Origin of the sequence: Pseudomonas sp. UBA1879 (assembly GCF_002338065.1) — a bacterium.
GTDB lineage: Bacteria > Pseudomonadota > Gammaproteobacteria > Pseudomonadales > Pseudomonadaceae > Aquipseudomonas.
Window position 1 is genome coordinate 952175 of sequence record NZ_DDHJ01000004.1, and the last position, 25406, is coordinate 977580.

Genomic DNA, 25406 nt, shown 5'->3' on the forward strand with positions numbered 1-25406 from the left:
ACGCCCGGAACGCCGGCCCAGCCAGATGTAACCAAAAAAGGCTGGCTCCTGGTTTGGCCCTGACTTCGGCCTGCACCCAAGTCGGGTTCGGTGGTGTCTGTACGGTCGTGGGAGCAGAGCAACAGCCGGAGCGGAACTGCGCCTTTTTGCACTGCACGCGTTTGCTGGATACACGCGATCGAATGTAGGAGCCGCCGGAGGCACGACGGCCGCGATAGCGCTAGATCGGTGATAAACGATTTGCCTGATACACCGCTTCGCTGCCGTCGTCCCTCCGGCGGCTCCTACAGGAATAGCGCTGGGACGCAGCTCGGCGCTCGCCTTTGATCTTGACCTTGCTGCGCGAAATTCCACACCACCGAACGCGACTCGGGTGCAGGCTAAACCAGGAGCAGGGCCTTTTTGGTTACGTTTGTGTGGTTCGGCATTCCGACTCTTGGAAAAGTGAGCCGCCGTAAGGGCGAAGCCCCAAGTAGCCGTTACCGCAGCAATGGATATTCACACCACACCCAGGCCCAAAAACCTAATCCTCAAACCCCACCTGCTCCGACATTTCGTCCACCTTCAACTCCAACCGATACGCCACGGCTATGAACAGCGCCTGACACAAACACAACGTCGCGCTCAGCGAGCGGAACGCAAACGAACTGCCTTCGTTTACCAGCAACACGGCATTTGCGCGTTTGGCGAGGGGCGAGAGGTTGCTGTCGGTAATGATCAACGTCTTGGCCTGATGATGCTGGGCGATGCGCAGGCAGTGCTGGGTCTCTTTACCGTAGGGCGTGAAGCTGATCGCGATCACCAGGTCATTCGCCCGCACGCTGCGCATTTGCTCGCGGTAGCTGCCGCCCAACCCGGAGATCAGATGAATCCGCTTGTTGGTGTGTTGCAGGTTGTAGACCAGATAATCCGCCACCGCGAAGGAGCGTCGCACGCCGACGACATAGATGTTGTCGGCATTGACCACCAGATCCACCGCGCGCTCGAAGGCGTCGTCGTCCAACTCCAACGCCAGCCGTTCGAGCCCGGACAGCGTGGCGTTGACGCACTCCCGCGCGAGGTCGCCGCCGCTGGCTTTCTGCGACTTGTTGGCGATCATGCTGCGAATCCGCTGCTGGTAGTTCTGCACCGGGGTGGCTTTGTGGGTGTAGGCCTCGCGGAACAGCGCCTGCATTTCGCTGAACCCGCTAAAGCCGAAACGCTGGGAGAAACGCACGATGGCCGACGGGTGCACCTCGCATTCCCGCGCGATGTCGCTGATGCGGTCGACCATGATTCGGTCGCTCTGCTGGCTCATGTAAGTGGCGATGCGCTTGAGCTGACGGGGCAGGCCTTCGTATTCCGCAGTGATCAGCTTGAGCAGCGCGTCCGCCGTGTCTGGCGCACTGATCGACGAGGGCAAGGTGTCCTCGGTCTCGGGCGAGTTCGGCTGATCGGGGCTTGGCATGCGGATGAATCCTCTGACTCGTTCGTGTGTCACGCAAATGGCTGGTTTTGGCAGGGTTCCGCGGAGCGTGTGCCGGACCGTTGGCGAAGTTTACCGTGGCTTTTCCCTGCAGTGGCTTCTGTTTAGCACGATCTTCCGCCGTTTGCGCAAATTGGAATAAATATTCCACATGAAAATAATTTGGAAAAAATCATTGATCCGCGCGAGACCGCGTTCTAGTCTGCATGCCACAGACAGCGCTTCATCGAAGCCAGGCTTATAAAAATAAAAGGAGCCAGCATGGGCCAGACTCGTTTTGCCAGTGGACGTACGTTGGACGTGGTGTGCCTCGGGCGGATGGGCGTCGACCTCTATGCGCAGCAGATCGGCGCGCGCCTCGAAGACGTCAGCAGCTTCGCCAAATACCTGGGCGGTTCGTCTGCCAACATCGCCTTTGGCACGGCCCGACTGGGCGTGAAGTCGGCGATGGTGACCCGCGTCGGCGACGACCATATGGGGCGTTTTCTGGTCGAAACCCTCGCGCGCGAAGGCTGCGACGTCAGTGGCATCACCGTCGATGCCGAGCGCCTGACGGCCATGGTGCTGCTGGGCATCAAGGATCGCGAAACCTTCCCGCTGGTGTTCTACCGCGAGAACTGCGCCGACATGGCGCTGAACGCCGAAGACATCGACGAAGCACAGATCGCCTCCAGCAAGGCACTGCTGATCACCGGCACGCATTTCTCCACTGATCAGGTGTTCCAGGCCAGCAGCCAGGCACTGGACTACGCCGAAAAGCACCACGTCAAACGTGTCCTCGACATCGACTATCGCCCGGTCCTCTGGGGCCTGACCGGCAAGGCGGATGGTGAGACGCGCTTCGTGGCCAGCCAGAACGTCAGCCAGCACGTGCAACGCATCCTGCCGCGCTTCGATCTGATCGTCGGCACCGAAGAAGAATTCCTCATCGCCGGCGGCGCGAGCGATCTGCTCGGCGCCTTGCGCAGGGTGCGCGAACTGACCGCCGCGACGTTGGTGGTCAAGCTCGGCCCGCAAGGCTGCACAGTGATTCATGGCGCCATCCCTGCGCGACTCGAAGATGGCGCAATTTATCCCGGCGTACGCGTCGAAGTGCTGAACGTGCTGGGTGCAGGCGATGCCTTCATGTCGGGTTTTCTCAAAGGCTGGCTCAACGACCAAAGCGACGCACGCTGCTGCCAGCTGGCCAATGCCTGTGGCGGACTTGTCGTCTCCCGCCACGCCTGCGCCCCGGCCATGCCAACCCTGGTGGAGCTGGACTACCTGTTCAACAGCCCGCTGCCGATCACCCGGCCGGATCAGGATCAAACGCTGCAACGTCTGCATCGGGTCAGCGTGCCGCGCAAGACCTGGAAACAGTTGTTCATCTTCGCCTTCGATCATCGTGGGCAATTGGTCGAGCTGGCGCAGAAGGCCGGGCGCGATCTGGCCTGCATCGGCCTGCTCAAGCAGCTGTTCATACAGGCCGTCGAGCGCGTCGAGGCTGACTTGAACAAGCGTGGTATCGAGGCGGATGTGGGCCTGCTCGCGGATCAGCGTTTTGGCCAGGATGCCTTGAACGCCGCCAGCGGTCGCGACTGGTGGATCGCCCGTCCCGTTGAAGTCCAGGGTTCGCGCCCGTTGGCGTTCGAGCAAGGCCGGTCAGTGGGCAGCGACCTCGTGATGTGGCCCAAAGAGCAGATCATCAAGTGCCTGGTGCAATACCACCCGGACGACGAGCCCATGTTGCGGCTTGAGCAGGAGGCGCAACTGATGGGCCTCTACCAGGCCTCCCTGGTCAGCGGCCATGAACTGCTGCTGGAGATCATCCCGCCGAAAGACCTGCCCGGCGCACACCCTGACGTCATCTACCGTTCACTGAAACGCCTGTACAACCTCGGGATTTATCCCGCGTGGTGGAAGATCGAAAGCCAGTCCGCCGAGACGTGGGAACAACTCGACGCGCTGATTCAGGAACGCGACCCATACTGCCGGGGCGTGGTGCTGCTGGGCCTGAATGCCCCGGCGGAAACCCTCGCTGCCGGTTTTCGCGAAGCCCGCCACAGCACGACCTGTCGGGGTTTTGCCGTAGGCCGCACGATTTTCCACGAGCCCAGCCGTGCCTGGCTGGCGGGGGAAATCGACGACGCCGGGCTGATCAGCCGGGTGCAAAGCACCTTCGGCTTCCTGATCGAATCCTGGCGCGAGGCACGCGGCTGAGGCCCTACGCTGATCATGGTTCTGACCCGCGTGAACACTTTCCAAAGCGACAAGAACAATAAAGGTGCAGACATGCCCGCTTCCGCAATCCGAATTGGCATCAATCCGATTTCCTGGAGCAACGACGACCTCCCGGCCCTGGGCGGCGAAACCCCGCTGAGTACGGCGCTCAGCGAAGGCAAGGCCATCGGCTACGAGGGCTTTGAACTCAACGGCAAGTTTCCGAAAGACGCCAAGGGCGTCGCCGACGTCCTCAAGCCCTACGGGCTGGCGCTGGTGTCGGGCTGGTATTCCAGCCGTCTCGCGAGCCGTTCAGTGGCCGAGGAAATCGACGCCATCGCCGGCCATGTCGATCTGCTGAAACACAACGGCGCCCAGGTGCTGGTGTACGGCGAAGTGGCGGATTCGATTCAGGGCCAGCGTATTCGTCTGGTCGAGCGTCCGCGTTTTCACAGCGACCGCGCGTGGCAGACCTATGCCGACAAGCTCACCGAACTGGCGCGTTTCACCCTGTCCCAAGGCGTGCGGCTGGCGTATCACCACCACATGGGTGCCTACGTCGAATCCCCGGAAGACATCGATATGCTCATGGCGTTGACCGGCAGCGAAGTCGGCCTTTTGTTCGATTCCGGGCATTGCTACATGGGCGGCGGCGAGCCATTGCAGGTGTTGCGCAAACACATCGACCGGGTCTGTCACGTGCACTTCAAGGACGTGCGTAAACCGGTGGTGCAACTGGCGCGCAATCACTTGTGGAGCTTTCCGGACTGCATCGTCAACGGCACGTTCACGGTACCGGGGGACGGCGATATCGACTTCGCGGCCTTGCTCGACGTGTTGATCGAGGCGGATTACGCAGGGTGGCTGGTGGTGGAAGCCGAACAGGATCCGGCCGTGGCGCCGAGCTACGTGTACGCGAAGAAGGGCTATGACACGTTGCGCGCGCTTCTCGCGGCGGCCCACGAAACGAACGCTGCACAAAGGAGCGTCTGAACATGAATCTTCTGGTCAAAAGCAAAGCCGAAGGCCGCGACGTCGTGGCGTTGGGCGAGGGCGTGCTGGAATACGTCGGTTTTTCGGCTCATCGGTTGACGGTGGGCGAACGTCTGCCGGTCAAGTCGGGCGACAAGGAACTGTGCCTGGTGTTGCTCAGCGGTCGGGTCAGTGTCAGCGGCGAAGCGCCGGGGCAGGGTGCGTTCCACTGGGAAAACCTCGGCGACCGACAGTCGGTGTTCGAAGACAAATCGCCCTTCGCCGTGTACCTGCCGCCCAACAGTCACGCGCAGGTCACCGCCCTCAGCGCGGTGCAGATCGCGGTGTGTGCCGCGCCCGGCGATGCGTCGAAAGACCTGCCCGCGCGATTGATCGCACCCGACAGCATGAAGCGTAGTGTGCGCGGCAAGGCGGCCAATACCCGCTACATCTGCGACATTTTGCCGGACACCGAACTTGCGCATTCGCTGCTGGTGGTGGAAGTGCGCACGCCGTCGGGCCACTCGTCCAGCTACCCGCCGCACAAGCACGACAAGGACGACCTGCCCCACGAGAGTTTTCTCGAAGAGACCTACTATCACCAGATCAACCCGCCCCAAGGCTTCGTGTTCCAGCGGGTCTACACCGACGACCGCAGCATCGATCAGGCCATGGCGGTGGAGAACAACGACCTGGTGACCGTGCCGAAGGGCTATCACCCGGTCAGCGTGCCGTACGGCTACGAATCGTATTATCTGAACGTGATGGCGGGACCGAAACGCGCGTGGCAGTTTCACAACGATCCGCAGCATCAATGGTTGATCGATCTTTGATGCTGAATCCGGCAATTGATCGTTGCCATGCTCTGGGGCAACGATCTCACACTCGATGCGCATGCCTCTGTAGGAGTGAGCCTGCTCGCGATAGTGATCCAACAGTACCTCACGCGCTACCCGCTACACCGCCATCGCGAGCAAGCTCACTCCTACAACGTATTGCGGTGCGGTAGACAGATCGCATGCAGCTTCATCACCGCCCATACAAACAAGGTGCAAGCATGAGCACGACACGATTGACCATGGCCCAGGCCCTGGTGAAGTTTCTCGATAACCAGTACGTCGAAGTCGATGGCGTGCAGAGCAAATTCGTCGCCGGGGTGTTCACCATTTTTGGCCACGGCAACGTGCTGGGCGTGGGCCAGGCGCTGGAGCAGGACAGCGGCGAGTTGATCGTGCATCAAGGCCGCAACGAGCAGGGCATGTGCCACGCCGCGATGGGCTTCGCCAAGCAGCACCTGCGGCGCAAAATCTACGCCTGCACCTCGTCGGTCGGCCCCGGTGCGGCGAACATGATCACCGCTGCCGCCACCGCATCGGCCAACCGCATTCCACTGTTGCTGCTGCCCGGCGACGTGTACGCCAGCCGCCAGCCGGACCCCGTGCTGCAACAGATCGAACACTTCCACGACCTCAGCATCAGCACCAACGACGCCTTCAAGGCGGTGAGCAAATACTGGGACCGGATCAATCGCCCCGAGCAGTTGATGAGCGCCGCGCTGAATGCAATGCGCGTGCTCATCGACCCTGCAGACACCGGCGCGGTCACCCTGGCGCTGCCCCAGGATGTACAGGGCGAGGCCTACGATTACCCGGATACCTTCCTGCAAAAGCGCGTGCACCGCATCGACCGTCGCCCGCCGACTCAAGCCATGCTCAAAGACGCGGTGACGCTGCTCAAGGGCAAGCGCAAACCGCTGCTGATCTGTGGCGGCGGCGTTCGCTATTCCGGCGCAGCCGCAGAATTGCAAGCGTTCGCCGAACGTTTCGACATCCCCTTCAGCGAAACCCAGGCGGGCAAAAGCGCGATTGTCTCGGCGCACCCGCTGAACATGGGCGGCATCGGCGAAACCGGTTCTCTGGCGGCCAACACCCTGGCCCGCGAAGCTGACCTGATCATCGGCGTCGGCACCCGTTACAGCGACTTCACCACCGGCTCCAAATCGCTGTTCCAACACCCGGAGGTGCAGTTCCTCAACCTCAATGTCGGCGCCTTCGACGTGCAGAAGCTCGACGGCGTGCAGGTGCTGGCCGACGCGCAACTGGCGTTGCAGGCACTGACCGAAGCGTTGGGCGACTACCGTTCGCAATGGGGCGATGCACCGCGCGAGGCTCGGACGGCGCTGGATGCGGAAGTGGACCGCTTATACGCCGTCGACTACCAGGCTGAGGATTTCCAACCGGAAGTCGCCGGGCATCTGGACCCGCAGGTGCTGCGTGATTTCATCGAAATGACCGGCTCGTGCCTGACCCAAAGCCGCGTGCTCGGCGTGCTCAATCAGCAGTTGCCGCAAGACGCGGTGATCGTGGCGGCGGCGGGCAGTCTGCCGGGCGATCTACAGCGGGCCTGGCGCAGCACCAGTGTCGACAGCTATCACGTCGAGTACGGCTATTCCTGCATGGGTTACGAAGTGAACGCGGCGCTGGGTGTGAAGATGGCCGCGCCCGAGCGTGAGGTGTATGCGCTGGTCGGCGACGGCTCGTACATGATGCTGCACTCGGAGCTGGCGACGTCGATTCAGGAGCGGCGCAAGGTCAACGTGGTGCTGCTGGACAACATGGCCTTCGGTTGCATCAACAACCTGCAAATGGGCAACGGCATGGGCAGCTTCGGTACCGAGTTCCGTTATCGAAATCCCGAGACCGGGCTGCTGGACGGTGACTTCGTGCCCGTGGATTTCGCCATGAGCGCGGCGGCCTACGGCTGCAAGACGTATAAAGTGACGACCGTCGACGAGCTGGAAGCGGCGCTGGCCGATGCGCGCCAGCAAAGCGTTTCGACGTTGATCGACATCAAGGTGCTGCCCAAAACCATGATCCATGGTTACCTGTCCTGGTGGCGGGTGGGCGTGGCAGAAGTGTCCACCACCGGTGGCACCGCCGACGCGTATGAACGGCAGAAAACGATGCTCGCCAAAGCGCGGAAATATTGATGCACACAAAACGTGTAGGAGCGTGGCTTGTCCCGCGATCGGCTGCGCAGCAGCCGTAAAATCGGTGTACGCGGAGTGTCACGCAAATGGCGTCGTCAGAGTTCACGACTGCTGCGCAGCCGATCGCGGGACAAGCCACGCTCCTACAGTGGAGAGGAGTAGACCTTTATGAAAATCGGACTCATCGGTTACGGCAAAGGCGGGCGGTTCTTTCACGCGCCGTTGCTGGCCAGCCTGCCGGGCGCGACGTTTGCCGGGGTGGTGACGCGTTCCCCCGAGCGGCGCCAGACGTTGAATAAGGATTACCCCAACGTCCCGGCATTCGACAGCCTGGGCGACCTGGTCGCGGCAGGGGTCGATGCGGTAGTGATTTCCACGCCGCTGGCGTCGCGTCGTGCGCTGATTCTGGAGGCCATCGAGCTCGGCATTCCGGTGGTCAGCGACAAGCCGTTTGCCCCTTCGGCCAACGATGCGCAGGCGCTGGTCGACGCCGCCGAACGCAAGGGCGTATTGCTCGGCGTGTACCAGAACCGCCGCTGGGATTCGGATTTCCTCACCGTGCGCAAACTGATCGATCAAGGTGTGCTGGGTGAAATCACGCGGTTTGAATCGCGCGTCGAACGTTATTCGCCGTCGTCGGTGGGCAAGGAAAGTGGGGGCGGAATTTTGCGGGATTTGGGCAGCCATCTGGTGGATCAAGCGCTGCTGTTGTTCGGCCCGGTCACGCGGGTGTATGCCGAACTGTTATTCCCCACACCCGAGCAAACGGTCGATCACGGCTTTTTCGTGTCATTGATTCATGAACAGGGTGTGACCTCCCATCTGTGGGGCAACTGCCTGCAAAACGCCCAAGGCCCGCGCTTTCGGGTTAACGGCTCCCAGGGCTGCTATACCGTTGAAGGCCTCGACGGCCAGGAAGCGGCTGCCCTGGCCGGGTTGTCGCCCCGCTCCGAAGGCGAACGCTGGGGCGTCGAAGAACACCGCCGCTGGGGCTGGTTCGAGCAGGGCGAACACCGCGAACGCGTCCCGTCTGAACGAGGCGATTGGCTGGCGTTCTACCGGCAATGGCAAGAAGCCGTGATGAATCAGCGCCCAAATCCGGTGGATGCACGGGACGCGGTGGCGTCCGCGAAGGTGCTGGATGCTGCCAGAATCAGCGCCTTGGAAGGACGAGTTATAGCGCTGTAACTCAAACGCCATGGCTCAGCATTCTGTAGGAGTGAGCTTGCTCGCGATTGCGGTCATGCTGACACCCTCGAATTGTCTGGCCGGACGCAATCGCGGGCAAGCGCGCTCCTGCAATGGGCTGGCTTGCACCCATGAAAACACGTGGTTGAACATCGAAATAGAAAAATAGAAATAAATTCTAAAACCGGTTGAAGTAGAAATTATTTTCCAATAGAGTCGTTTCCAGGTTGCCGAATCTCGACGTTCAGACCCGATCCGCTACGCTTCCGGCCTGATCGATTCACACAAAAACAAGAATGCCAAGAAGACAGGTACCGTCGATGAAGATGTTCAAAACAGCCGTCAAGGTCTGCCGTTCCGCATCACGTTCGTTGCTCGCCGCCCCCCAGGCGCCGTCGCGTATTGCCCTCGACAGCACGCTCGACAAAACCCTCGAAACCATCGCCCGCGTTCTCTGCGTTCAAAGCAGGGGCGTGATGGTCTGCGGCTCGGCGAGTGTGTCGGTGGCACATTTTCCCTCCCCGGCCTTTTCCCCGCCCGGCAATACCCTCTGAACACAGCTGTCGTTAGCCAATTCATACAACAACAAGAATTTGGAGAAAGACCGTTCATGAACACCAAAGCCCGTTTTACCTCGCTGGCACTGGCCCTGATGCTCAGCAGCGGCGCTGCGTTGGCGGCCGACCTGAAAATTGGTGTGGCCATGTCGCAGTTTGACGACACCTACCTGACCTACATGCGCGAAGACATGGGCAAAAAGGTCAAGGACATGGGCGGCGTCGACCTGCAATTCGTCGACGGCCGCAATGACGTCAACAAACAGCTCGACCAGGTGCAGGAGCTGATCGGCAAAAAAGTCGACGCGCTGATCGTCAACCCGGTGGACACCGCCGCCACCGCCCGTATCACCAAAGCCGCCACGGCTGCCGGGATCCCGCTGGTCTACGTCAACCGTCGCCCGGATGACCCGAAACTTCCCGAAGGCGTGGCCTCCGTGACTTCCGACGACAAGGAAGCCGGACGGATGCAGATGGAATACCTCGCCAAGAAGATGGACAGCAAAGGCTCGGTGGTGATTCTGCTGGGCGAGCTGGCCAACAACTCGACCCGCGACCGCACCGAGGGCGTGAAAGAAGTCCTGAAAAAATACCCGGACATCAAGATCACCCAAGAGCAGACCGGCGCCTGGCAGCGTCAAAAGGGCATGGACCTGACCAACGACTGGCTCACCCAGGGCCGCGATTTCAACGCCGTGATCGCCAACAACGATGAAATGGCGATCGGCGCTGCGATGGCCTTGAAAAGCGCGGGCAAGAAGAAAGGCGACGTGCTGGTCGCCGGTGTCGACGGCACGCCGGATGGCCTGGCGGCAGTCAAGAACGGCGACCTGACCGTCTCGGTGTTTCAAGACGCCAAAGGCCAGGGCGAAGGCGCCATCGATGCTGCCGTGAAGCTGGCCAAGAAGGAGACCCTGCCGCAACAGGCCATCGTCATTCCCTTCAAATTGATCACGCCGGAAAACGTCAACACCTTCAAATAACGTTCACACCACGACAACGCACTGGGTGCAGCGGCCGACCTGAGGCCCGCTGCGCCGATGTCGCTTGAGGAGCCTGTGATCATGTTTGCTTCGGCTACTGCTTCAACGTCCGTTACCACCACCGCCGACCTCGCGGCCTCCGCTGCGCCGCCTCCTTATCTGCTGGAAATCAGCAACATCAGCAAAGGCTTCCCGGGCGTGGTGGCGCTGGACAACGTCGAACTGCGGGTGCGTCCCGGCAGTGTGCTGGCGTTGATGGGCGAGAACGGCGCGGGCAAGTCCACGTTGATGAAAATCATCGCCGGGATCTATCAGCCTGACGCCGGCGAAATCCGTTTGCGGGGCAAACCGGTGGTGTTCGACACGCCGCTGTCGGCGTTGCAATCGGGCATCGCGATGATCCATCAGGAACTCAACCTGATGCCGCACATGACCATCGCCGAGAACATCTGGATCGGTCGCGAACAGCTCAATGGCCTGCACATGGTCGATCACCGCGCCATGCACCGCTGCACCGCCGAACTGCTGGAGCGGCTGCGCATTGACCTCGATCCCGAAGAACATGTGGGCAACCTGAGCATCGCCGAGCGGCAGATGGTCGAGATTGCCAAGGCGGTGTCTTACGACTCGGACGTGCTGATCATGGACGAGCCGACCTCGGCCATCACCGAAAAGGAAGTCGCACACCTTTTTTCGATCATTGCCGACCTGCGGGCGCAGGGTAAGGGCATCATCTACATCACTCATAAAATGAATGAAGTGTTCGCCATCGCCGATGAAGTGGCGGTGTTTCGCGATGGCGCCTATATCGGCCTGCAGCGCGCCGACAGCATGGACGGCGATAGCCTGATTTCGATGATGGTGGGGCGCGAACTCACCCAACTGTTCCCCGAGCGCGACACGCCAATCGGTCAACGGCTGCTGTCGGTGCGCAACCTGTCACTGGACGGCGTGTTCAAGGACGTGTCTTTCGATTTGCATGCTGGTGAAGTGCTGGGCATTGCCGGATTGATGGGCTCCGGCCGCACCAACGTCGCCGAAACACTGTTCGGCATCACCCCCTGCACCGGCGGTGAAATTCAGCTGGATGGCGTGCCGATCAGAATCAGCGACCCGCACTTCGCCATCGAAAAAGGCTTCGCGCTGTTGACCGAAGATCGCAAGCTGAGCGGCCTGTTTCCGTGCCTGTCGGTGCTGGAAAACATGGAAATGGCAGTCCTGCCGCATTACGTCGGCAACGGCTTCGTGCATCAGAAAGCGCTGCGCGCGTTGTGCGAAGACATGTGCAAAAAGCTGCGGGTCAAGACCCCGTCGCTGGAGCAGTGCATCGACACGCTGTCCGGCGGCAATCAACAAAAAGCGCTGCTGGCGCGCTGGCTGATGACCCATCCACGAGTGCTGATTCTCGACGAGCCAACCCGGGGCATCGATGTCGGCGCCAAGGCCGAAATCTACCGGCTGATTTCCCTGCTCGCCAGCGAAGGCATGGCCGTGATCATGATTTCTTCGGAGCTGCCTGAAGTGCTGGGCATGAGCGACCGGGTGATGGTCATGCACGAAGGCGAACTGATGGGCACGCTGGACCGCGCCGAGGCGACTCAGGAGCGGGTCATGCACCTGGCATCGGGGCATTCGATCCATTGACGGCCTGCCACGGGGCTTGAAGCCCGCGACGTTCCCGACGCGGCTCTGCAGAAGAACAAGAGGCACAGATGAAGATGAACGCGATACTCGACAATAAACCTGCCCTGGCGCCGACTCGGCACAAGCGCCGGATGCCCACCGAGCTGAGCATCTTTCTGGTATTGATCGGCATCGGCCTGATCTTTGAAATCTTCGGCTGGGTCGTCCGCGACCAGAGCTTTTTGATGAACTCCCAGCGCCTGGTGCTGATGATCCTGCAGGTGTCGATCATCGGCATGATCGCCATTGGCGTGACCCAAGTGATCATCACCACGGGCATCGACCTGTCGTCGGGCTCGGTGCTGGCCCTGACCGCGATGATCGCCGCCAGCCTCGCGCAATCCTCCGATTACACCCGTGCCGTGTTCCCGTCGCTGACCGACCTGCCAGTGTGGATCCCCATCGCCGCCGGGCTTGGGGTAGGGCTGCTGGCCGGCGCGATCAACGGCAGCATCATCGCCATCACCGGCATCCCGCCGTTCATTGCCACCCTGGGCATGATGGTCTCGGCCCGTGGCTTGGCGCGTTTTTACACCGGCGGTCAACCGGTGAGCATGCTCAACGATTCCTACACCGCCATCGGACAGGGGGCGATGCCAGTGATCATCTTTCTGGTCGTTGCGGTGATCTTTCACGTCGCCCTGCGCTACACCAAGTACGGCAAATACACGTATGCCATCGGCGGCAACATGCAGGCAGCGCGCACTTCCGGGATCAACGTCAAGCGCCATCTGGTGATTGTCTACAGCATCGCCGGGCTGCTGGCCGGTCTGGCCGGAGTAGTGGCCTCGGCGCGTGCTGCCACCGGGCAAGCGGGCATGGGTGTCTCGTACGAACTGGACGCGATTGCCGCAGCCGTCATCGGCGGCACGAGCCTGGCAGGCGGCGTGGGTCGTATCACCGGGACCGTGATCGGCGCGCTGATCCTGGGCGTGATGGCCAGCGGGTTCACCTTCGTCGGCGTCGATGCCTATGTGCAAGACATCATCAAAGGCCTGATCATCGTGGTCGCGGTGGTGATCGACCAATACCGCAACAAGCGCAAACTCAAGCGCTGAAGCCTCGAGCAATATCGACAAAGGGCCTGGATTCAGGCCCTTTTCGTTTTCAGGCGGCTTGAACCGAAAAGCGACAGACCTGTCAGAAGGCGTCTTCAACGAAAACATCACGCCGTAATCAATCGAAACATAGGTTTGGCTCAATACCACAAGGGTTTTGGGGGCTTGTTGAGCGAATCTTGTTCAATTATGTTGCCGAGTACGACACCCGGCCTTAGACTGCCGCCCCTCGTAAATGGAGTGTCGGGTGCGGCTGGAGACGACGGCGCTGGTGACTCGCGACCATTACGACGGGCCAAGATGCTCCCTGGATTGGCCCTCATGCACGTTTTTTTATTAGAGAAATCAATGACCAAGGAAAAGTTGCTGGCGATGCCGGCCGATGACTACATGAATGCGGAGCAACACGCTTTCTTCATCGAGCTGCTGCAAGCCATGAAAGTGGAAATCCACGAGCGCATCGAGCAGAGCCGTATCGCTATCGAAAGCCTGGACACCCCGGCTGATCCCGCCGACGCCGCTTCCGTCGAAGAAGAGCGCCATTGGCTGGTCAACGTGATCGATCGCGATCAGCGCATGTTGCCTCAACTGGAAATGGCCCTGACCCGTATTGCCGAAGACACCTTCGGCTGGTGCGATGACAGTGGTGAGCCCATCGGCCTGAAGCGTCTGCTGATCAGCCCGACCACCAAATACTGCATCGAAGCGCAGGAACGCCACGAGCAGATTGATCGGCACCAGCGTCAGGCCTGATCCGCCCACGGTGGCTTGAAGCCCGATTGCCTCGCGAGGCCGTCGGGCTTTTTGTCGCCTGCGATATGTGAATCCACCCACTGATCGAGCGGCAGAAATCCGACCGGCTACCACTAACGGCTCATGGCGCATGGCCGCTATCTGGCGTTTAATGCTTTCAAAATAACGATAAGCAGGGTGGTCACGGATATGACGGCTAACGGCATCGGCACAGGGGCACTTACATCACCTGACCACTCGGCGAAGCGCGTTGCGCCTTCGTCACATCCCCGCCGGCTGGCGCTTGCGCTGCAAAGTCTGGCGCTGTGCCTGCTGTTTGCGGCGATGGCATGGGGCGAGGTTTCGGTCTATGTGTGCTTGCCCCTTGGCTTGCTGACCCTGTGGCTGCCACGTTTTTTTCCCCGCCGAACTGAGGCCGAGTCTGCCGGCCAGCCCGAAGACACCCTCGAACGCCTGACCCAAGACCTGTCCCGCAGCACCAGCCACAACGCGTTGTCGGCGGCGGCGGTGGCGTTTTCGGTCAAGCAACTGGCGGGCAAACTGCAATCGCAAGTCGATGCCGCCGAACAGATCGTCAACAGCGCCGACGTGATGATTGCCACCGAGCGGGCCACGTCCTCCCTCAGCCAGCAAGCCTTGGGCGCGGCCAGCGAAGTGCGGCAAAGCAGCGATGCGGGGCTGACCGTGCTCAACACATCCATTGCCTTGATGCACCAGCTCAGCGAGCGCGCCGACAGCAGCCGTCAGTTGATCGAAGCGTTGAGCCAGCGCAGCGAAGACATTCAGCGGGTGACGGCGGTTATCCAGTCGATTGCCAGCCAGACCAACTTGCTGGCGCTCAATGCAGCCATCGAAGCTGCTCGGGCCGGAGAACATGGGCGCGGGTTCGCAGTGGTGGCGGACGAGGTGCGCGGGCTGGCAGGGCGAACCGCCACGGCCACCGGCGAAGTGGGCGGGATGGTCGCAGACATTCAGCAGCGCACGGCGCAAGTGGTCGAGCAGATTCGCCAGCTGTCGAGCGATCTGCAAAGCGGCGTGGAGCAGGTCGAAACCACGGGCCGTCAACTGGCGAGCATTGCGCGACTGGCTGCCGGGGTCGAAGGGCAGGTCAGCGAGATCGCCTCGGGTGCCGAGAACAATCAGGGCCAATTGAGCAGCCTGTTCGTGGCGATTGAACAAATGCGCAGTGATCTGGCGATCAGTGACGATCAGACCCGTCAACTGGCGAAATCCGCCGTGCAGATGGAAGGCCAGGCCGAAACCATCAGCGAACGTCTGGCCGAAGTGGGTCTGGATGACTATCACCAACGCATCTACGACCTGGCTCGCGAGGGCGCCGCTCAGATTGCGCGCCAGTTCGAGCAGGACATCGATCAGGGCCGCGTCAGCCTGGACGACCTGTTCGACCGCCGCTATCAACCCATCGCCAATACCTCGCCAGCGAAATTTCAGACGCGCTTCGACCGCTACACCGATCAGGTGCTGCCAGCGATCCAAGAGCCACTGCTGAGCCGGCACGAAGGCCTGGTGTTCGCCATTGCCTGCACCCAGGAGGGTTATGTGCCGACTCACAACCAGGCGTTCAGCCAGCCGCTCACCGGGGATGCGGCCGTCGACACCGTGAGCAACCGCACCAAACGCAAATTCGACGACCGCACCGGAATTCGCTGTGGCAGCCATCAGCAGGCCGTGCTGTTGCAAACCTATACCCGCGACACTGGCGAGCTGATGCACGATCTGTCCGTACCGATCAAGGTCAAAGGACGGCATTGGGGCGGCTTGCGGCTGGGCTACAAGCCCGAAAGCGGCCTTGACCCTCGACGTTGAGCGTGAACGTTGGAAGGCACTTGGCGTGGGAACACGTGGGCCGAGTGCTTCGCCGACACAAAAGAAAAATGCAGAAGTAATATTTATTTATTGTTCGCGTTAATAATGCATGTTTATGTGTAGTTGTTGCTTGTCAGTCAGCGCCCGATAAGTTGTGGGAAGTTGGGTGGTGAATTTATTAATAGTCTGATAATCCGGTGGGAAGTTTCTGAAGTGCTCTTTGCGGTATTGACGTTTCCCTGTGTGCACGCATTCTGTGAGTTATATGTCCGAATATGTAAATTCTCTCTTCGGACGGTAACCAAACATACACAGGTAATGACAGATGACAGCACTACACTGGGGTACGGGATCACGCTCTGCAGCGGGCAAATTGAGTGTCATCGTCCGCATGGGCATTTTCTTCGATGGCACGGGCAATAACCGCGTCAACAGCCAGATTGGCGCCGATTGTCAGGCCATGTTAGAGGTCTACAACGGCGCCCATATCAAAGAGTGCGGGGGTCGCCACTCCGACCCCTCCAGCAGTTACAGTAACGACTTCACCAATATTGCAAGGTTGGCTGATTTATATCGGCATCAACCCCGGGCATCCAATGAAGGCGGTGGACTGAGGCTTTATCAGGCTTTCTATATAAGCGGCATTGGCACGACATCCGGCGGTCGCGATTCACGCCTGTCGGGACAAGGGTTTGGGCGGGGGAATACCGGAGTCGTCGCGAAAGTGTCGAGTGCAATTAAAAAGGTCTACGCGTTTCTTCAAACGTTTGAACTTCATAACCCTGGCTGCGTCATTGCTGGCCTGGAGTTGGACCTCTTCGGCTTCAGCCGGGGGGCGGCGGCGGCGCGGCACCTTGCCAATGAAGTGCTTAAACAGTCCCGTGGCGCGTTGGGGCCGATTCTGGACCCGCGCAAGTTGCCGCTGGCGGTGGATTTTTCCTGGGCCAGAGGCAGCGTTCAACTGAAGGTCATTGGCCTGTTCGATACCGTGGCAGCGGTCGGTGGGCTGGCGGATCTGGGCAACGTGCGTGACGCCGCCAATGCCCGGGTCAATCTGTTCCTGCCCCCGGGGTGCGCGCAACAGGTGCTGCACCTGGTGGCTGCCGACGAACACCGTCGCAACTTTGCGCTGAACAGCATCCTGCCCGGTTGGCCCAAGGAAATCGTCCTGCCCGGCAGCCATTCGGATATCGGCGGCGGGTATCAGCCCCAGAGCATCGAGACGGTCTCCTTGACCCGGCCGCGGCGGAGTCTGGTCAGCGTCAACACCCCGTTCGACACCACGGATGCCTGGCTGCAGACCCATGCCGAAATGAGCGAGCTGGATGCCCAGCGCTGGATCGACCCGACCGATGACACATCCTCTATCAGCGTGGAATGCCACGAGCGCCTGGGCCAGGGAAAGCACGGCATGAAAACCGTGGTCGCCAGCGTCAAGCTGCAACGGCGGGTGTTCGGTCACTTGTCGCGGGTGTATTTGCGGGTGATGCACGGCCTGGCCTGCGATGAGGGTGTGCCGTTCTTGCCCATTCCGGATGTGGCGGACCTGAGCCTGCCGCCTGAGCTGCGGGGTGTGGCGGACAAACTCATGAAGTACGCCCGAGGGCAGGGCGATTCACTGACGATCGAGGAGCGAGCGATGCTGTATCAGCGCTATATCCACTGCTCCGCCCACTGGAATGCCACGCTGGGGCGGCGAGGCGCACTGGTGGACACGTTGTTCGTGCACGCCCCCGAAATGCACGGGCGGCAACGGTTTCCCAACGTGTCGCAACGAGGTTATCCGATGTGATGGTGCCGCTCGAAACGAAGGCGGCCTGAATCAGGTCGCCCTCACTTCATGCCCCGTGTCACTTCTGGTCATGCAGCCGCTGATTGAGCTCATCAACGATTGGCGCCCATTCGGCATCAACGCGCAGCTCTTCTTTCAGAAAGCGTGCTTGCTGTGGGCTCCAGAAATCGGCATCGATCAGCTTGACGTCATCGGGCAGCGGGTGGGCTTCGATGAAAGCATCAATGCTTTGCTCATCGGCATCCAGTCCCAGTTGTTCGAACAGTGTCGCAAGCGTCGGGGTCGTGAGTTCCATGGTGTCTCCCTTTAAGGCCTTGGCCGTGATTGGCGTGATCAGGGATAACCCTGTGTTGCATGTGAGTGTGCGATGCACGCCAGAGTTCGACACATCTGCCTGAACGATTCAGCCTTCGTCTGCCGCGGCTCGATCCGATTGGACACCGCGCCGTCGACACCTCCGTGTACAAAAACAGCCACATTACGGACGAAAGGCATATATCCCGGATAGACTCACAGCCGGTAGAATCCAGCGTCGTGCCACGTCCGGCACCCGAAGCGCACTTTTTTCTTGTCATTACCCTTGCCTGGCCGGTTGCCGGGCGAGTTCATATCAGGTTGGGAGTTTGTACATTGGCAGTCAGTAATCTGGATACCCACGCGTTATTTGTGCTTGGCGATTTGCGCGCGAAGTTGGTAAAGCTGTTCCAGGCACGTTTCGTTTATGTCATCGAGCAGTCCCCCGACGGCATTTACATGTCGGAAATCGACACCGAGAGCGCCATGGTCGTCGATGACAAACCGCGTCTGGAACTCAAGGTGGGTGATCACTTCCGCGCAGCCGTGTTACCCAGCCGTGAAGGCGGCAAGTTCGACATCCGCTTCCGCGACATCAAGATGACCATTTATGGCCTGGGCGAGTACGCCTTCGTCGAAGTGCCCGAAGGCCATGGCATTGTGTTCAAGGAATCGCATACCGTGTTCATGGTGTTCGCAGCCCATGAGCAGATTCCATCGGGCCTGAGCAAGGTTCTGAAAGCCGCCACCGCCAAAGCCGCCAAGTGGCGCAAGGGCGAACTGGTGTTCAAGGCCAGCGAATGATTCGCCGACCCTGAAACGCCAGGCAGTTGATCCCCCTTTCGCCACCTGTAGCAGACAGCCCGGAACCTTTAGCTCGCCGTTGCCTCAGCCCTCTTCGGACACCTCAGGCGGCACGTCCTGATCCCCGGCCATGCGCTTGCGGAACAAACCGGTCCGCGCCAGCAGCAGGGTGGTGACCGGCACGGTGATCGCCAGCAGAATCGGGATCAGCCATGCGTGCAGCACCGGGCCTTCGTTGAGCGCCGAGAAATAGACGATCGAGGCGAGCGCGACGCACCACGCGCCAATCGTCGAGGCCAGGGCGGGCGGGTGCATGCGCTGGAAAAAATCTTTCATCCGCACCAGGCCCAATGCACCGATCAAGGCAAACAGGCTGCTTGCCACCAACAGCAACGCCGTCAGCGCTTCTACCCAAAACGGCAACACGTGCAGCGAATTCATTCGATCACCTCGCCGCGCAGGAGGAATTTCGCCAACGCGAACGACCCTACGAAACCGAACAGCGCGATCAGCAGCGCCGCTTCGAAATAGGTGTCACTGGCGTAGCGAATCCCGAGGACCAGCATCATCAGCATCGCCAACAGGTACAGGTAATCCAGCGCCAGCACCCTGTCCTGCGCGGAAGGGCCTTTGAACAGGCGTAGAAGCGTCAGGATCATCGCCAGCGTAAACAGCGACAGGCTGATCAGGATCGCGTAGGTCAACAACGGGCTCATTGAAAGATCTCCATCAACGGGCGTTCGTAAGTGGACTTGAAGTGCTCGATAAAGCGCGCTTCGTCGTCCAGATCGAACACGTGCATCAGCAACACACTGCGGTCCAGCGCCAATTCCGACCACACCGTCCCCGGCACCACGGTGCAAATCATCGACAGCGCCGCCAGCCCGTGGGCATCGTGCAGATCGAGGGGCACTTTGACGAACGCCGAGCGCGGCGGCGTTCGACCCGCGCGCAACACGCCCCAGGCGACGAGCAGGTTCGATACCACCACGTCACGGCCCACCAGAAAGAACAGCTTCAGCGCCACGCCGGGTTGGCGAATCCGTGCCGGCTGCGGACGCAGGGGGGCAAACAGGATCGGCGCGAGAAACCCCAGCAGCGCGCCGAGCAACAGATTGCCCGCGCTCAGCGACAGGTTCAGCAACAGCCACAGGGCCCACAACGACAACGACACCAGCGGCGCGGGAAACAGGCGTTTCATGGCTGCACCTCCGCGCCGGCGCTGCTGGGGGACGGCACCGGTTTCGCGGCCATCACCGACAACACGTATTGCTGCGGGTCATGCAACGCCTGCGCGGTGTCCTGGGTGTAATGCAGCAGCCCCTGCGCCTTGAAGGTCAGCACGATGCAGGCGCCGAGCAGCAGCGCGATGGGGATGCATTCATAGCGGCGCAGGGCAGGGGACGGGCGATCCTGAGCGGTCCAGAAACGCTTGATGCCCACCCGGACGAAGGCGAACAGCGACGCCAGGCCCGAGACGATCAGCAGCGTGACCAGCGACCAACTGGCACCGCGAATCGCCTCGTCTTTCGCCACGTCCAGCCCCAGCGGATTGATCAGCGCGCTGATCAGCGTCAGCTTGCCCAGAAAGCCTGACAACGGCGGCATGCCGATGATCAGCAAGGCGCAGACGATGAAGCTCAGGCCGAGGAATGCCATGGTCCAGGGAATCACTTGGCCGACCATGGCCTTCTGTTCGTCATCCAGATTGGTACCCGGCAGCGGATGCAGCGATTCCAGCGCCTTGGGCAGCTGATCGGCGTCGTCCTCCAGCGGGATTTCATTGGCCGAGCGCGAACGCTCCACCAACTCGGCGAGCAAGAACAGCGCGCTGAGGGCCAGGGTCGAGCTGACCAGATAGAACAGCGCGCCCGCCGTGAGGCTCGGTTGGCCGAAGCCGATGGCCGACAGCAGAATGCCTGCCGACACCAGAATGCTCAGGCTGGCCATGCGTTCCAGCCGCTGGGCGGCGACGATGGACACCGCCGCGACGACCAGGGTCGCCATGCCACCCCAGATCAGCCAGTCGCCACCGAAGAACGCCGAAGCGCCTGCTTGCCCCGAGAACAGCAGCGTCCACAGGCGCAGCAAGGTGTAGGCGCCGACTTTGGTCATCAGCGCAAACAGCGCCGCCACCGGGGCACTGGCGGCGGAATAGGCCGGAACCAGCCAGAAGTTCAGCGGCCACATGCCGGCCTTGGCCAGAAACGCCACCGCCAGGATCGCAGCCCCCGCGTGCAGCAGGCCAAGATCGGCCTCGGAGACTTGTGGGATTTTGACCGCGAGGTCGGCCAGATTCAGGGTGCCGGTGACGCCGTAAATCAGCGCGGCGCCAATCAGAAACAGCGACGAGGCCAGCAGGTTGATGGTGATGTAATGCAGCCCCGCCGACACCCGCGCGCGACCCGAGCCGTGGAGCATCAGGCCGTAGGACGCAGCCAGCAAGACCTCGAAGAACACGAACAGATTGAACAGATCCGCCGTCAGAAACGCGCCATACAGGCCCATCAACTGAATCTGGAACAGCGCATGAAAACTCGCGCCCGCCCGGTCCCAGCGAGCCAGCGCGAAGAGCAACGCGCAGAACGCGACGATGCCAGTCAGCACCAACATCAGCGCCGACAGGTGATCGACCACCAGCACGATGCCGAAGGGCGATTCCCAATTGCCCGGCAAATACACGCCAATCGAGCCGGTGGTGCCGGTCTTTTGCACCCACACCATCAGCGTGATGGAGATGGCCAGGCCCAATGCCGTCGACAGCACGTTGATCGCGGCCTTGATCGGGCGACGCTTCTCGCCGATCCACAGCATCAGCGCGGCGGTCAGCACCGGCAGCAGGATCGGCGCGATGATCAGTTGATTCATCAGGCTCATTCACTGCCCTCCCGACCGTCGACGTGGTCGTTGCCGGTCAGCCCGCGCGAGGCCAGCAATACCACCAGAAACAGCGCGGTCATGGCGAAGCTGATGACAATGGCGGTAAGGACCAACGCTTGAGGCAGCGGGTCGGTGTAGTTGAGCAAGTCCTGCGGCACGCCGTCCTTGATGATCGGCTCCTTGCCGATGAACAGGCTGCCCATGCTGAAGATGAACAGGTTCACGCCATACGACAGCAGGCACAGCCCCATGACCACCTGAAAGGTCCGCGGGCGCAGGATCAGCCACACCCCGGACGCAGCCAGCACGCCAATGGCAATCGCAATGACTTCTTCCATCACAGGGCTCCTTGTGAAACGGCAGGGGGTGTCGGTGCGGCGTGGGCCGGGTCGATGGGCTGCGGCAGCGAGGTCGGACGATGGCTGCGCACCGATTGGTGAGCCAGCGCGGTGAGGATCAGCAGCGTCGAACCCACCACCACGGCATACACGCCGATGTCGAAGAACAGCGCGCTGGCGACGTGCAGATCGCCGAGAATCGGCACATGCAGATGCGCGGTATGGGTGGTCATGAACGGATAACCCAGCGCCATCGAACCCAGCCCGGTCGCCAGGGCGAAGATCAGGCCGGTGCCCATCCAGCGCAGCGGTCGCAGGCTCATGTGTGCTTCGACCCACTGCGTGCCCGCCACCATGTACTGAAGAATGAACGCCACCGACATCACCAGCCCGGCGACGAATCCGCCGCCCGGCTGGTTATGGCCGCGCATGAACAGGTACATCGAGACCACGAACGCCACCGGCAGCAGCAGGCGCACCAGCACGGCGGGCACCATCATGAAGCCCAGCGCAGTGTCTTTGGCGTGGCGCGGGTTGACCAGATCAGTGACCACGTCCCGCGCCAGCAGGCGTTGTTGCGAGGGCAGGGCGATGCTCTCTTTCGGCGGACGGAAGCGGCGCAGCAGGGCGAAGACCGTCAGCGCCACCACCGCCAGCACGGTGATTTCGCCGAAGGTGTCGAAGCCGCGGAAATCCACCAGCATCACGTTGACGGCGTTGGTGCCGCCGCCCTGGCTCAACGCGCGGCTGAGGTAAAACTCGGAAATGGCATTGGGCGTCGGGCGGGTCAGCATTGCGTAGGACAGCAGCGCCATGCCGCCGCCGACGCCGACCGCGAGGATGAAGTCGCGGATCCGCCGCGCCCGCGCGCGATGGCGGGCGCGGGTGGTTGAGACGACGTTTTCGTTACGCCGGGGCAGCCAGCGCAGGCCGAGCAGAATCAGCACCGTGGTCACCACTTCCACGGCCAGTTGAGTCAAGGCGAGGTCCGGCGCAGAGAACCAAACGAAGGTCACGCAGGTCATCAAGCCGCACACACCGACCATGGTGACCGCCGCCAGTCGGTGATATTTGGCCTGCCATGCCGCGCCCAGGGCACAGGCGATGGCGATCAACCAGAGCATGACGAACACGCCGGAGCCCGGAATTTTCGGCCGATCACCCCAGGTCAGGCCGCTTTCATACATCGGCACGAACCCTGCGACCAACGCCACCAATACCATCAAAAACAGTTGGGCCTGCAGGCGCCGGGTCGTCAGCAGATCTTCCAGCCCGCGTGCTACGCGCAGTTGGCGGATCAGCACGGCTTCGAACAGGCGCTTGCCGTTCAGCCGCCCGATCACAGGGGTCTGTTTGAACCGATCACGTTTGAAATGCGGACGCAGGAATAGATAGAGGACTATGCCCGCCGCCATGGCGATCAGGCTCATGATCATTGGCGCGTTCCAGCCGTGCCAGATGGCGAGGCTGTAGTCGGGCAATGTGCCGCCCACCACCGGCTGCGCCGCAGCGGCCAGCAGAGGGCCTACCGACAGCGCAGGGAAAATCCCGACGATCAGACAGGCCAGCACCAGCAGCTCCACGGGCACCCGCATCCAGCGCGGCGGCTCGTGGGGCGTGAGGGGCAGATCGGTGGCTTTCGGGCCGAAGAACACATCCACGGTGAATCGCAGGGAATAGGCGACGCTGAAGGTCCCGGCGATGGTGGCAATCACCGGCAGCGCCGCTTCCACCCACGCGGTGGAGGTGATGAACACGGTTTCGGCGAAGAACATTTCTTTCGACAGAAAGCCGTTGAGCAGCGGTACACCCGCCATGGCGGCGCTGGCGACCATGGCCAGCGTCGCGGTATAGGGCATCAGCCTGATCAGACCACTGAGTTTGCGAATGTCGCGGGTGCCGCTTTCGTGATCGATGATCCCGGCGGCCATGAACAGCGAAGCTTTGAAGGTCGCGTGGTTGAGGATGTGAAACACCGCTGCGACCGCCGCTAGCGGACTGTTGAGGCCCAGCAGCAAGGTGATCAGGCCCAGATGGCTGATGGTGGAATAGGCCAGCAGACCTTTGAGGTCGGTCTGGAAAATCGCCGAATACGCGCCGATCACCAGGGTGCAAGCCCCGGCGCCGCTGACGATCCAGAACCACTGCTCACTGCCGGACAGCGCCGGCCACAGTCGGGCAAGGAGAAACACGCCGGCTTTGACCATCGTCGCCGAGTGCAGGTACGCCGACACCGGCGTCGGCGCGGCCATGGCGTGGGGCAGCCAGAAGTGGAAAGGGAATTGCGCGCTTTTGCTCAGGGCACCGATGAGGATCAGCGTCAACAGAATGGGGTAGAGGGCGTGGGCGCGGATTGCATCGCCGGACGCCAGCACCCGGTCGAGGTCGTAGCTGCCGACCACGTGGCCCAGCAGCATGACCCCGACCAACAGCGCCAGGCCGCCCGCGCCGGTGACCATCAACGCCATGTAGGCGCCGCGTCGAGCGTCGGCGCGGTGATGCCAGTAGCCGATCAACAGGAAGGAGAAGACGCTGGTCAGCTCCCAGAAGAACACGATTTGAATCAGGTGGCCGGACATCACCAGACCAAGCATCGCGCCCATGAACGCGAGGAAAAACGAGAAGAAGCGTGGCACCGGGTCGTCCGGCGACATGTAATAGCGGGCATACAGCGAGACGAGGGTGCCGATGCCCAGCACCAGCATCGAGAACAGCCAGGCGAAGCCATCGAGACGCAGCACGAAGTTGAGGCCCAGGCTGGGCAGCCAGAAGAACTCTTCGCGGATCACCCCACCGTGGGCGATTTGCGGGTACCAGAACGCGACCTGCACCGCGCCGATCAGGGCGATCAAGCCGGCGAGAAGGGATTCAGCGTTACGGGCGTTATGCGGCAAGAGCGCCGCCAGACAGCTGCCGATGAAAGGCAGAAGCAGTAGAACTATCAGGGACATAGGCTTCTAATCTGCGCAAAAATGTCAAGGATCATACGGGCTGGGTCCAACATCACCAACCGTCAAGATGTCGCAGAATCCTACAAAGGCTGTAGGCAGCAGCGTAGTTGACCGCGGTAAATGACGTTCGTTGAACCGTCGAGGCCGACGCCAACTTCGGGCACGCCTCCGCTCCTGTTGGAGACGCCGGAGGTCACGACGGCAGCGTGTCAGCGGCGCAGAAGTCGGCTGATCCTCCGCTATCACGGCCGTCGTAACCTCCGGCTGGTCCCGCAGGTCTTGTGTTGGGCTCGGACATGGAGGACGTCAGCACGTTCAGCGAGACCAACGACGATTGGCGGCTCTGTTCATTTAAGCGACAATGCCCGCCAGTTTCCGGAGCGCCTCATGTCTGATTCCATCCAAAGCCTTGCCGTTGACGCCGTTCTCGACGCGTCGGGTCTCAATTGCCCTGAACCTGTGATGATGCTGCACCAGAAGGTGCGCGATCTGCCGGCCGGTGGCTTGCTCAAGGTCATCGCGACGGACCCGTCGACCCAGCGCGACATTCCCAAGTTTTGTGTCTTTCTCGACCACGAATTGGTCGAGAAGCAGGCGGCTGACGGTGTTTACCTGTACTGGATTCGCAAGAAATCCGCCTGAGCACGGCCCTGATGTGAGTGCGGCGCTGGCC

At 61.3% G+C, this 25406-nt stretch carries 22 protein-coding genes; 14 read left to right on the plus strand and 8 right to left on the minus strand.

All coding sequences use genetic code 11. The features are described from left to right. Nucleotides 1-523: 523 nt before the first annotated feature. Complete coding sequence (locus B3N48_RS07365; protein ID WP_296181378.1) at nt 524-1447, minus strand: MurR/RpiR family transcriptional regulator; 924 nt, start codon at nt 1445-1447, stop codon at nt 524-526. A 279-nt stretch (nt 1448-1726) separates the two neighbouring features. Here B3N48_RS07365 and B3N48_RS07370 point away from each other — a divergent pair, with 279 nt between their 5' ends. The 12 genes from B3N48_RS07370 (at nt 1727) to B3N48_RS07425 (ending at nt 17466) form a co-directional block, all read left to right on the plus strand. Next, nucleotides 1727-3664, plus strand: a complete 1938-nt coding sequence (locus tag B3N48_RS07370) for a bifunctional 5-dehydro-2-deoxygluconokinase/5-dehydro-2-deoxyphosphogluconate aldolase (protein ID WP_296181380.1) — start codon at nt 1727-1729, stop codon at nt 3662-3664. A gap of 72 nt (nt 3665-3736) precedes the next feature. Then, complete coding sequence (iolE, locus tag B3N48_RS07375) at nt 3737-4657, plus strand: myo-inosose-2 dehydratase (protein ID WP_296181385.1); 921 nt, start codon at nt 3737-3739, stop codon at nt 4655-4657. Between the two features lie 2 nt (nt 4658-4659). Next, the gene (gene iolB / locus B3N48_RS07380) at nt 4660-5469 is read left to right on the plus strand and encodes a 5-deoxy-glucuronate isomerase (protein WP_296181387.1); all 810 of its coding nucleotides are present in this window, start codon (nt 4660-4662) and stop codon (nt 5467-5469) included. A 224-nt stretch (nt 5470-5693) separates the two neighbouring features. Beyond that, nucleotides 5694-7625 carry a 3D-(3,5/4)-trihydroxycyclohexane-1,2-dione acylhydrolase (decyclizing) gene (gene iolD / locus B3N48_RS07385; protein WP_296181389.1) on the plus strand — a complete coding sequence of 644 codons (1932 nt, stop codon included), beginning with the start codon at nt 5694-5696 and terminating at the stop codon, nt 7623-7625. 168 nt (nt 7626-7793) lie between these two features. Next, nucleotides 7794-8813 (plus strand): Gfo/Idh/MocA family protein, encoded by a 1020-nt coding sequence (locus B3N48_RS07390; protein ID WP_296181392.1) that lies wholly within the window; start codon nt 7794-7796, stop codon nt 8811-8813. Nucleotides 8814-9133: 320 nt separating this feature from the next. After that, the gene (locus B3N48_RS07395; RefSeq protein WP_296181395.1) at nt 9134-9367 is read left to right on the plus strand and encodes a hypothetical protein; all 234 of its coding nucleotides are present in this window, start codon (nt 9134-9136) and stop codon (nt 9365-9367) included. Nucleotides 9368-9423: 56 nt separating this feature from the next. Continuing rightward, nucleotides 9424-10353 carry a sugar ABC transporter substrate-binding protein gene (locus B3N48_RS07400; RefSeq protein ID WP_296181397.1) on the plus strand — a complete coding sequence of 310 codons (930 nt, stop codon included), beginning with the start codon at nt 9424-9426 and terminating at the stop codon, nt 10351-10353. An 81-nt stretch (nt 10354-10434) separates the two neighbouring features. After that, a complete protein-coding gene (locus B3N48_RS07405; RefSeq protein ID WP_296181400.1) occupies nt 10435-11997 on the plus strand; it encodes a sugar ABC transporter ATP-binding protein in 1563 nt (520 codons plus the stop codon). Nucleotides 11998-12071: 74 nt separating this feature from the next. Beyond that, entirely contained in the window at nt 12072-13094 is a 1023-nt protein-coding gene (locus tag B3N48_RS07410; protein WP_296181665.1) for an ABC transporter permease, read from the plus strand. 348 nt (nt 13095-13442) lie between these two features. Further along, nucleotides 13443-13847: a TraR/DksA family transcriptional regulator gene (locus B3N48_RS07415; RefSeq protein WP_166597929.1), complete on the plus strand. Its 405-nt coding sequence runs from the start codon at nt 13443-13445 to the stop codon at nt 13845-13847. 189 nt (nt 13848-14036) lie between these two features. Beyond that, nucleotides 14037-15674, plus strand: coding sequence for a methyl-accepting chemotaxis protein (locus B3N48_RS07420; RefSeq protein WP_296181404.1), 1638 nt, complete (start codon nt 14037-14039; stop codon nt 15672-15674). 325 nt (nt 15675-15999) lie between these two features. Further along, nucleotides 16000-17466 (plus strand): T6SS phospholipase effector Tle1-like catalytic domain-containing protein, encoded by a 1467-nt coding sequence (locus tag B3N48_RS07425; RefSeq protein ID WP_414704198.1) that lies wholly within the window; start codon nt 16000-16002, stop codon nt 17464-17466. A gap of 58 nt (nt 17467-17524) precedes the next feature. Here B3N48_RS07425 and B3N48_RS07430 read toward each other — a convergent pair whose 3' ends face one another. Continuing rightward, entirely contained in the window at nt 17525-17761 is a 237-nt protein-coding gene (locus B3N48_RS07430) for a DUF2789 domain-containing protein (RefSeq protein WP_296181408.1), read from the minus strand. A gap of 335 nt (nt 17762-18096) precedes the next feature. Here B3N48_RS07430 and B3N48_RS07435 point away from each other — a divergent pair, with 335 nt between their 5' ends. Next, the gene (locus B3N48_RS07435; RefSeq protein ID WP_296181411.1) at nt 18097-18564 is read left to right on the plus strand and encodes a hypothetical protein; all 468 of its coding nucleotides are present in this window, start codon (nt 18097-18099) and stop codon (nt 18562-18564) included. Nucleotides 18565-18648: 84 nt separating this feature from the next. Here B3N48_RS07435 and B3N48_RS07440 read toward each other — a convergent pair whose 3' ends face one another. The 6 genes from B3N48_RS07440 to B3N48_RS07465 are packed head-to-tail and all read right to left on the minus strand — an operon-like array spanning nt 18649 to nt 24733. Further along, nucleotides 18649-19005, minus strand: a complete 357-nt coding sequence (locus B3N48_RS07440) for a Na+/H+ antiporter subunit G (RefSeq protein ID WP_296181414.1) — start codon at nt 19003-19005, stop codon at nt 18649-18651. After that, on the minus strand, nt 19002-19280 hold the full coding sequence (locus B3N48_RS07445; protein ID WP_296181417.1) for a K+/H+ antiporter subunit F: 279 nt from the start codon (nt 19278-19280) through the stop codon (nt 19002-19004). The genes B3N48_RS07440 and B3N48_RS07445 overlap by 4 nt, the downstream gene beginning before the upstream one ends. After that, on the minus strand, nt 19277-19765 hold the full coding sequence (locus B3N48_RS07450; RefSeq protein ID WP_296181419.1) for a Na+/H+ antiporter subunit E: 489 nt from the start codon (nt 19763-19765) through the stop codon (nt 19277-19279). Before B3N48_RS07450 ends, B3N48_RS07445 begins: the two co-directional genes overlap by 4 nt. Further along, nucleotides 19762-21441, minus strand: coding sequence for a monovalent cation/H+ antiporter subunit D (locus B3N48_RS07455; RefSeq protein WP_296181421.1), 1680 nt, complete (start codon nt 21439-21441; stop codon nt 19762-19764). Before B3N48_RS07455 ends, B3N48_RS07450 begins: the two co-directional genes overlap by 4 nt. After that, entirely contained in the window at nt 21438-21782 is a 345-nt protein-coding gene (locus tag B3N48_RS07460) for a Na+/H+ antiporter subunit C (protein WP_108237088.1), read from the minus strand. Before B3N48_RS07460 ends, B3N48_RS07455 begins: the two co-directional genes overlap by 4 nt. Continuing rightward, nucleotides 21782-24733 carry a monovalent cation/H+ antiporter subunit A gene (locus B3N48_RS07465; protein WP_296181428.1) on the minus strand — a complete coding sequence of 984 codons (2952 nt, stop codon included), beginning with the start codon at nt 24731-24733 and terminating at the stop codon, nt 21782-21784. The genes B3N48_RS07460 and B3N48_RS07465 overlap by 1 nt, the downstream gene beginning before the upstream one ends. A gap of 387 nt (nt 24734-25120) precedes the next feature. Here B3N48_RS07465 and tusA point away from each other — a divergent pair, with 387 nt between their 5' ends. After that, nucleotides 25121-25375 (plus strand): sulfurtransferase TusA, encoded by a 255-nt coding sequence (gene tusA, locus B3N48_RS07470; protein WP_296181430.1) that lies wholly within the window; start codon nt 25121-25123, stop codon nt 25373-25375. Nucleotides 25376-25406 lie beyond the last annotated feature (31 nt).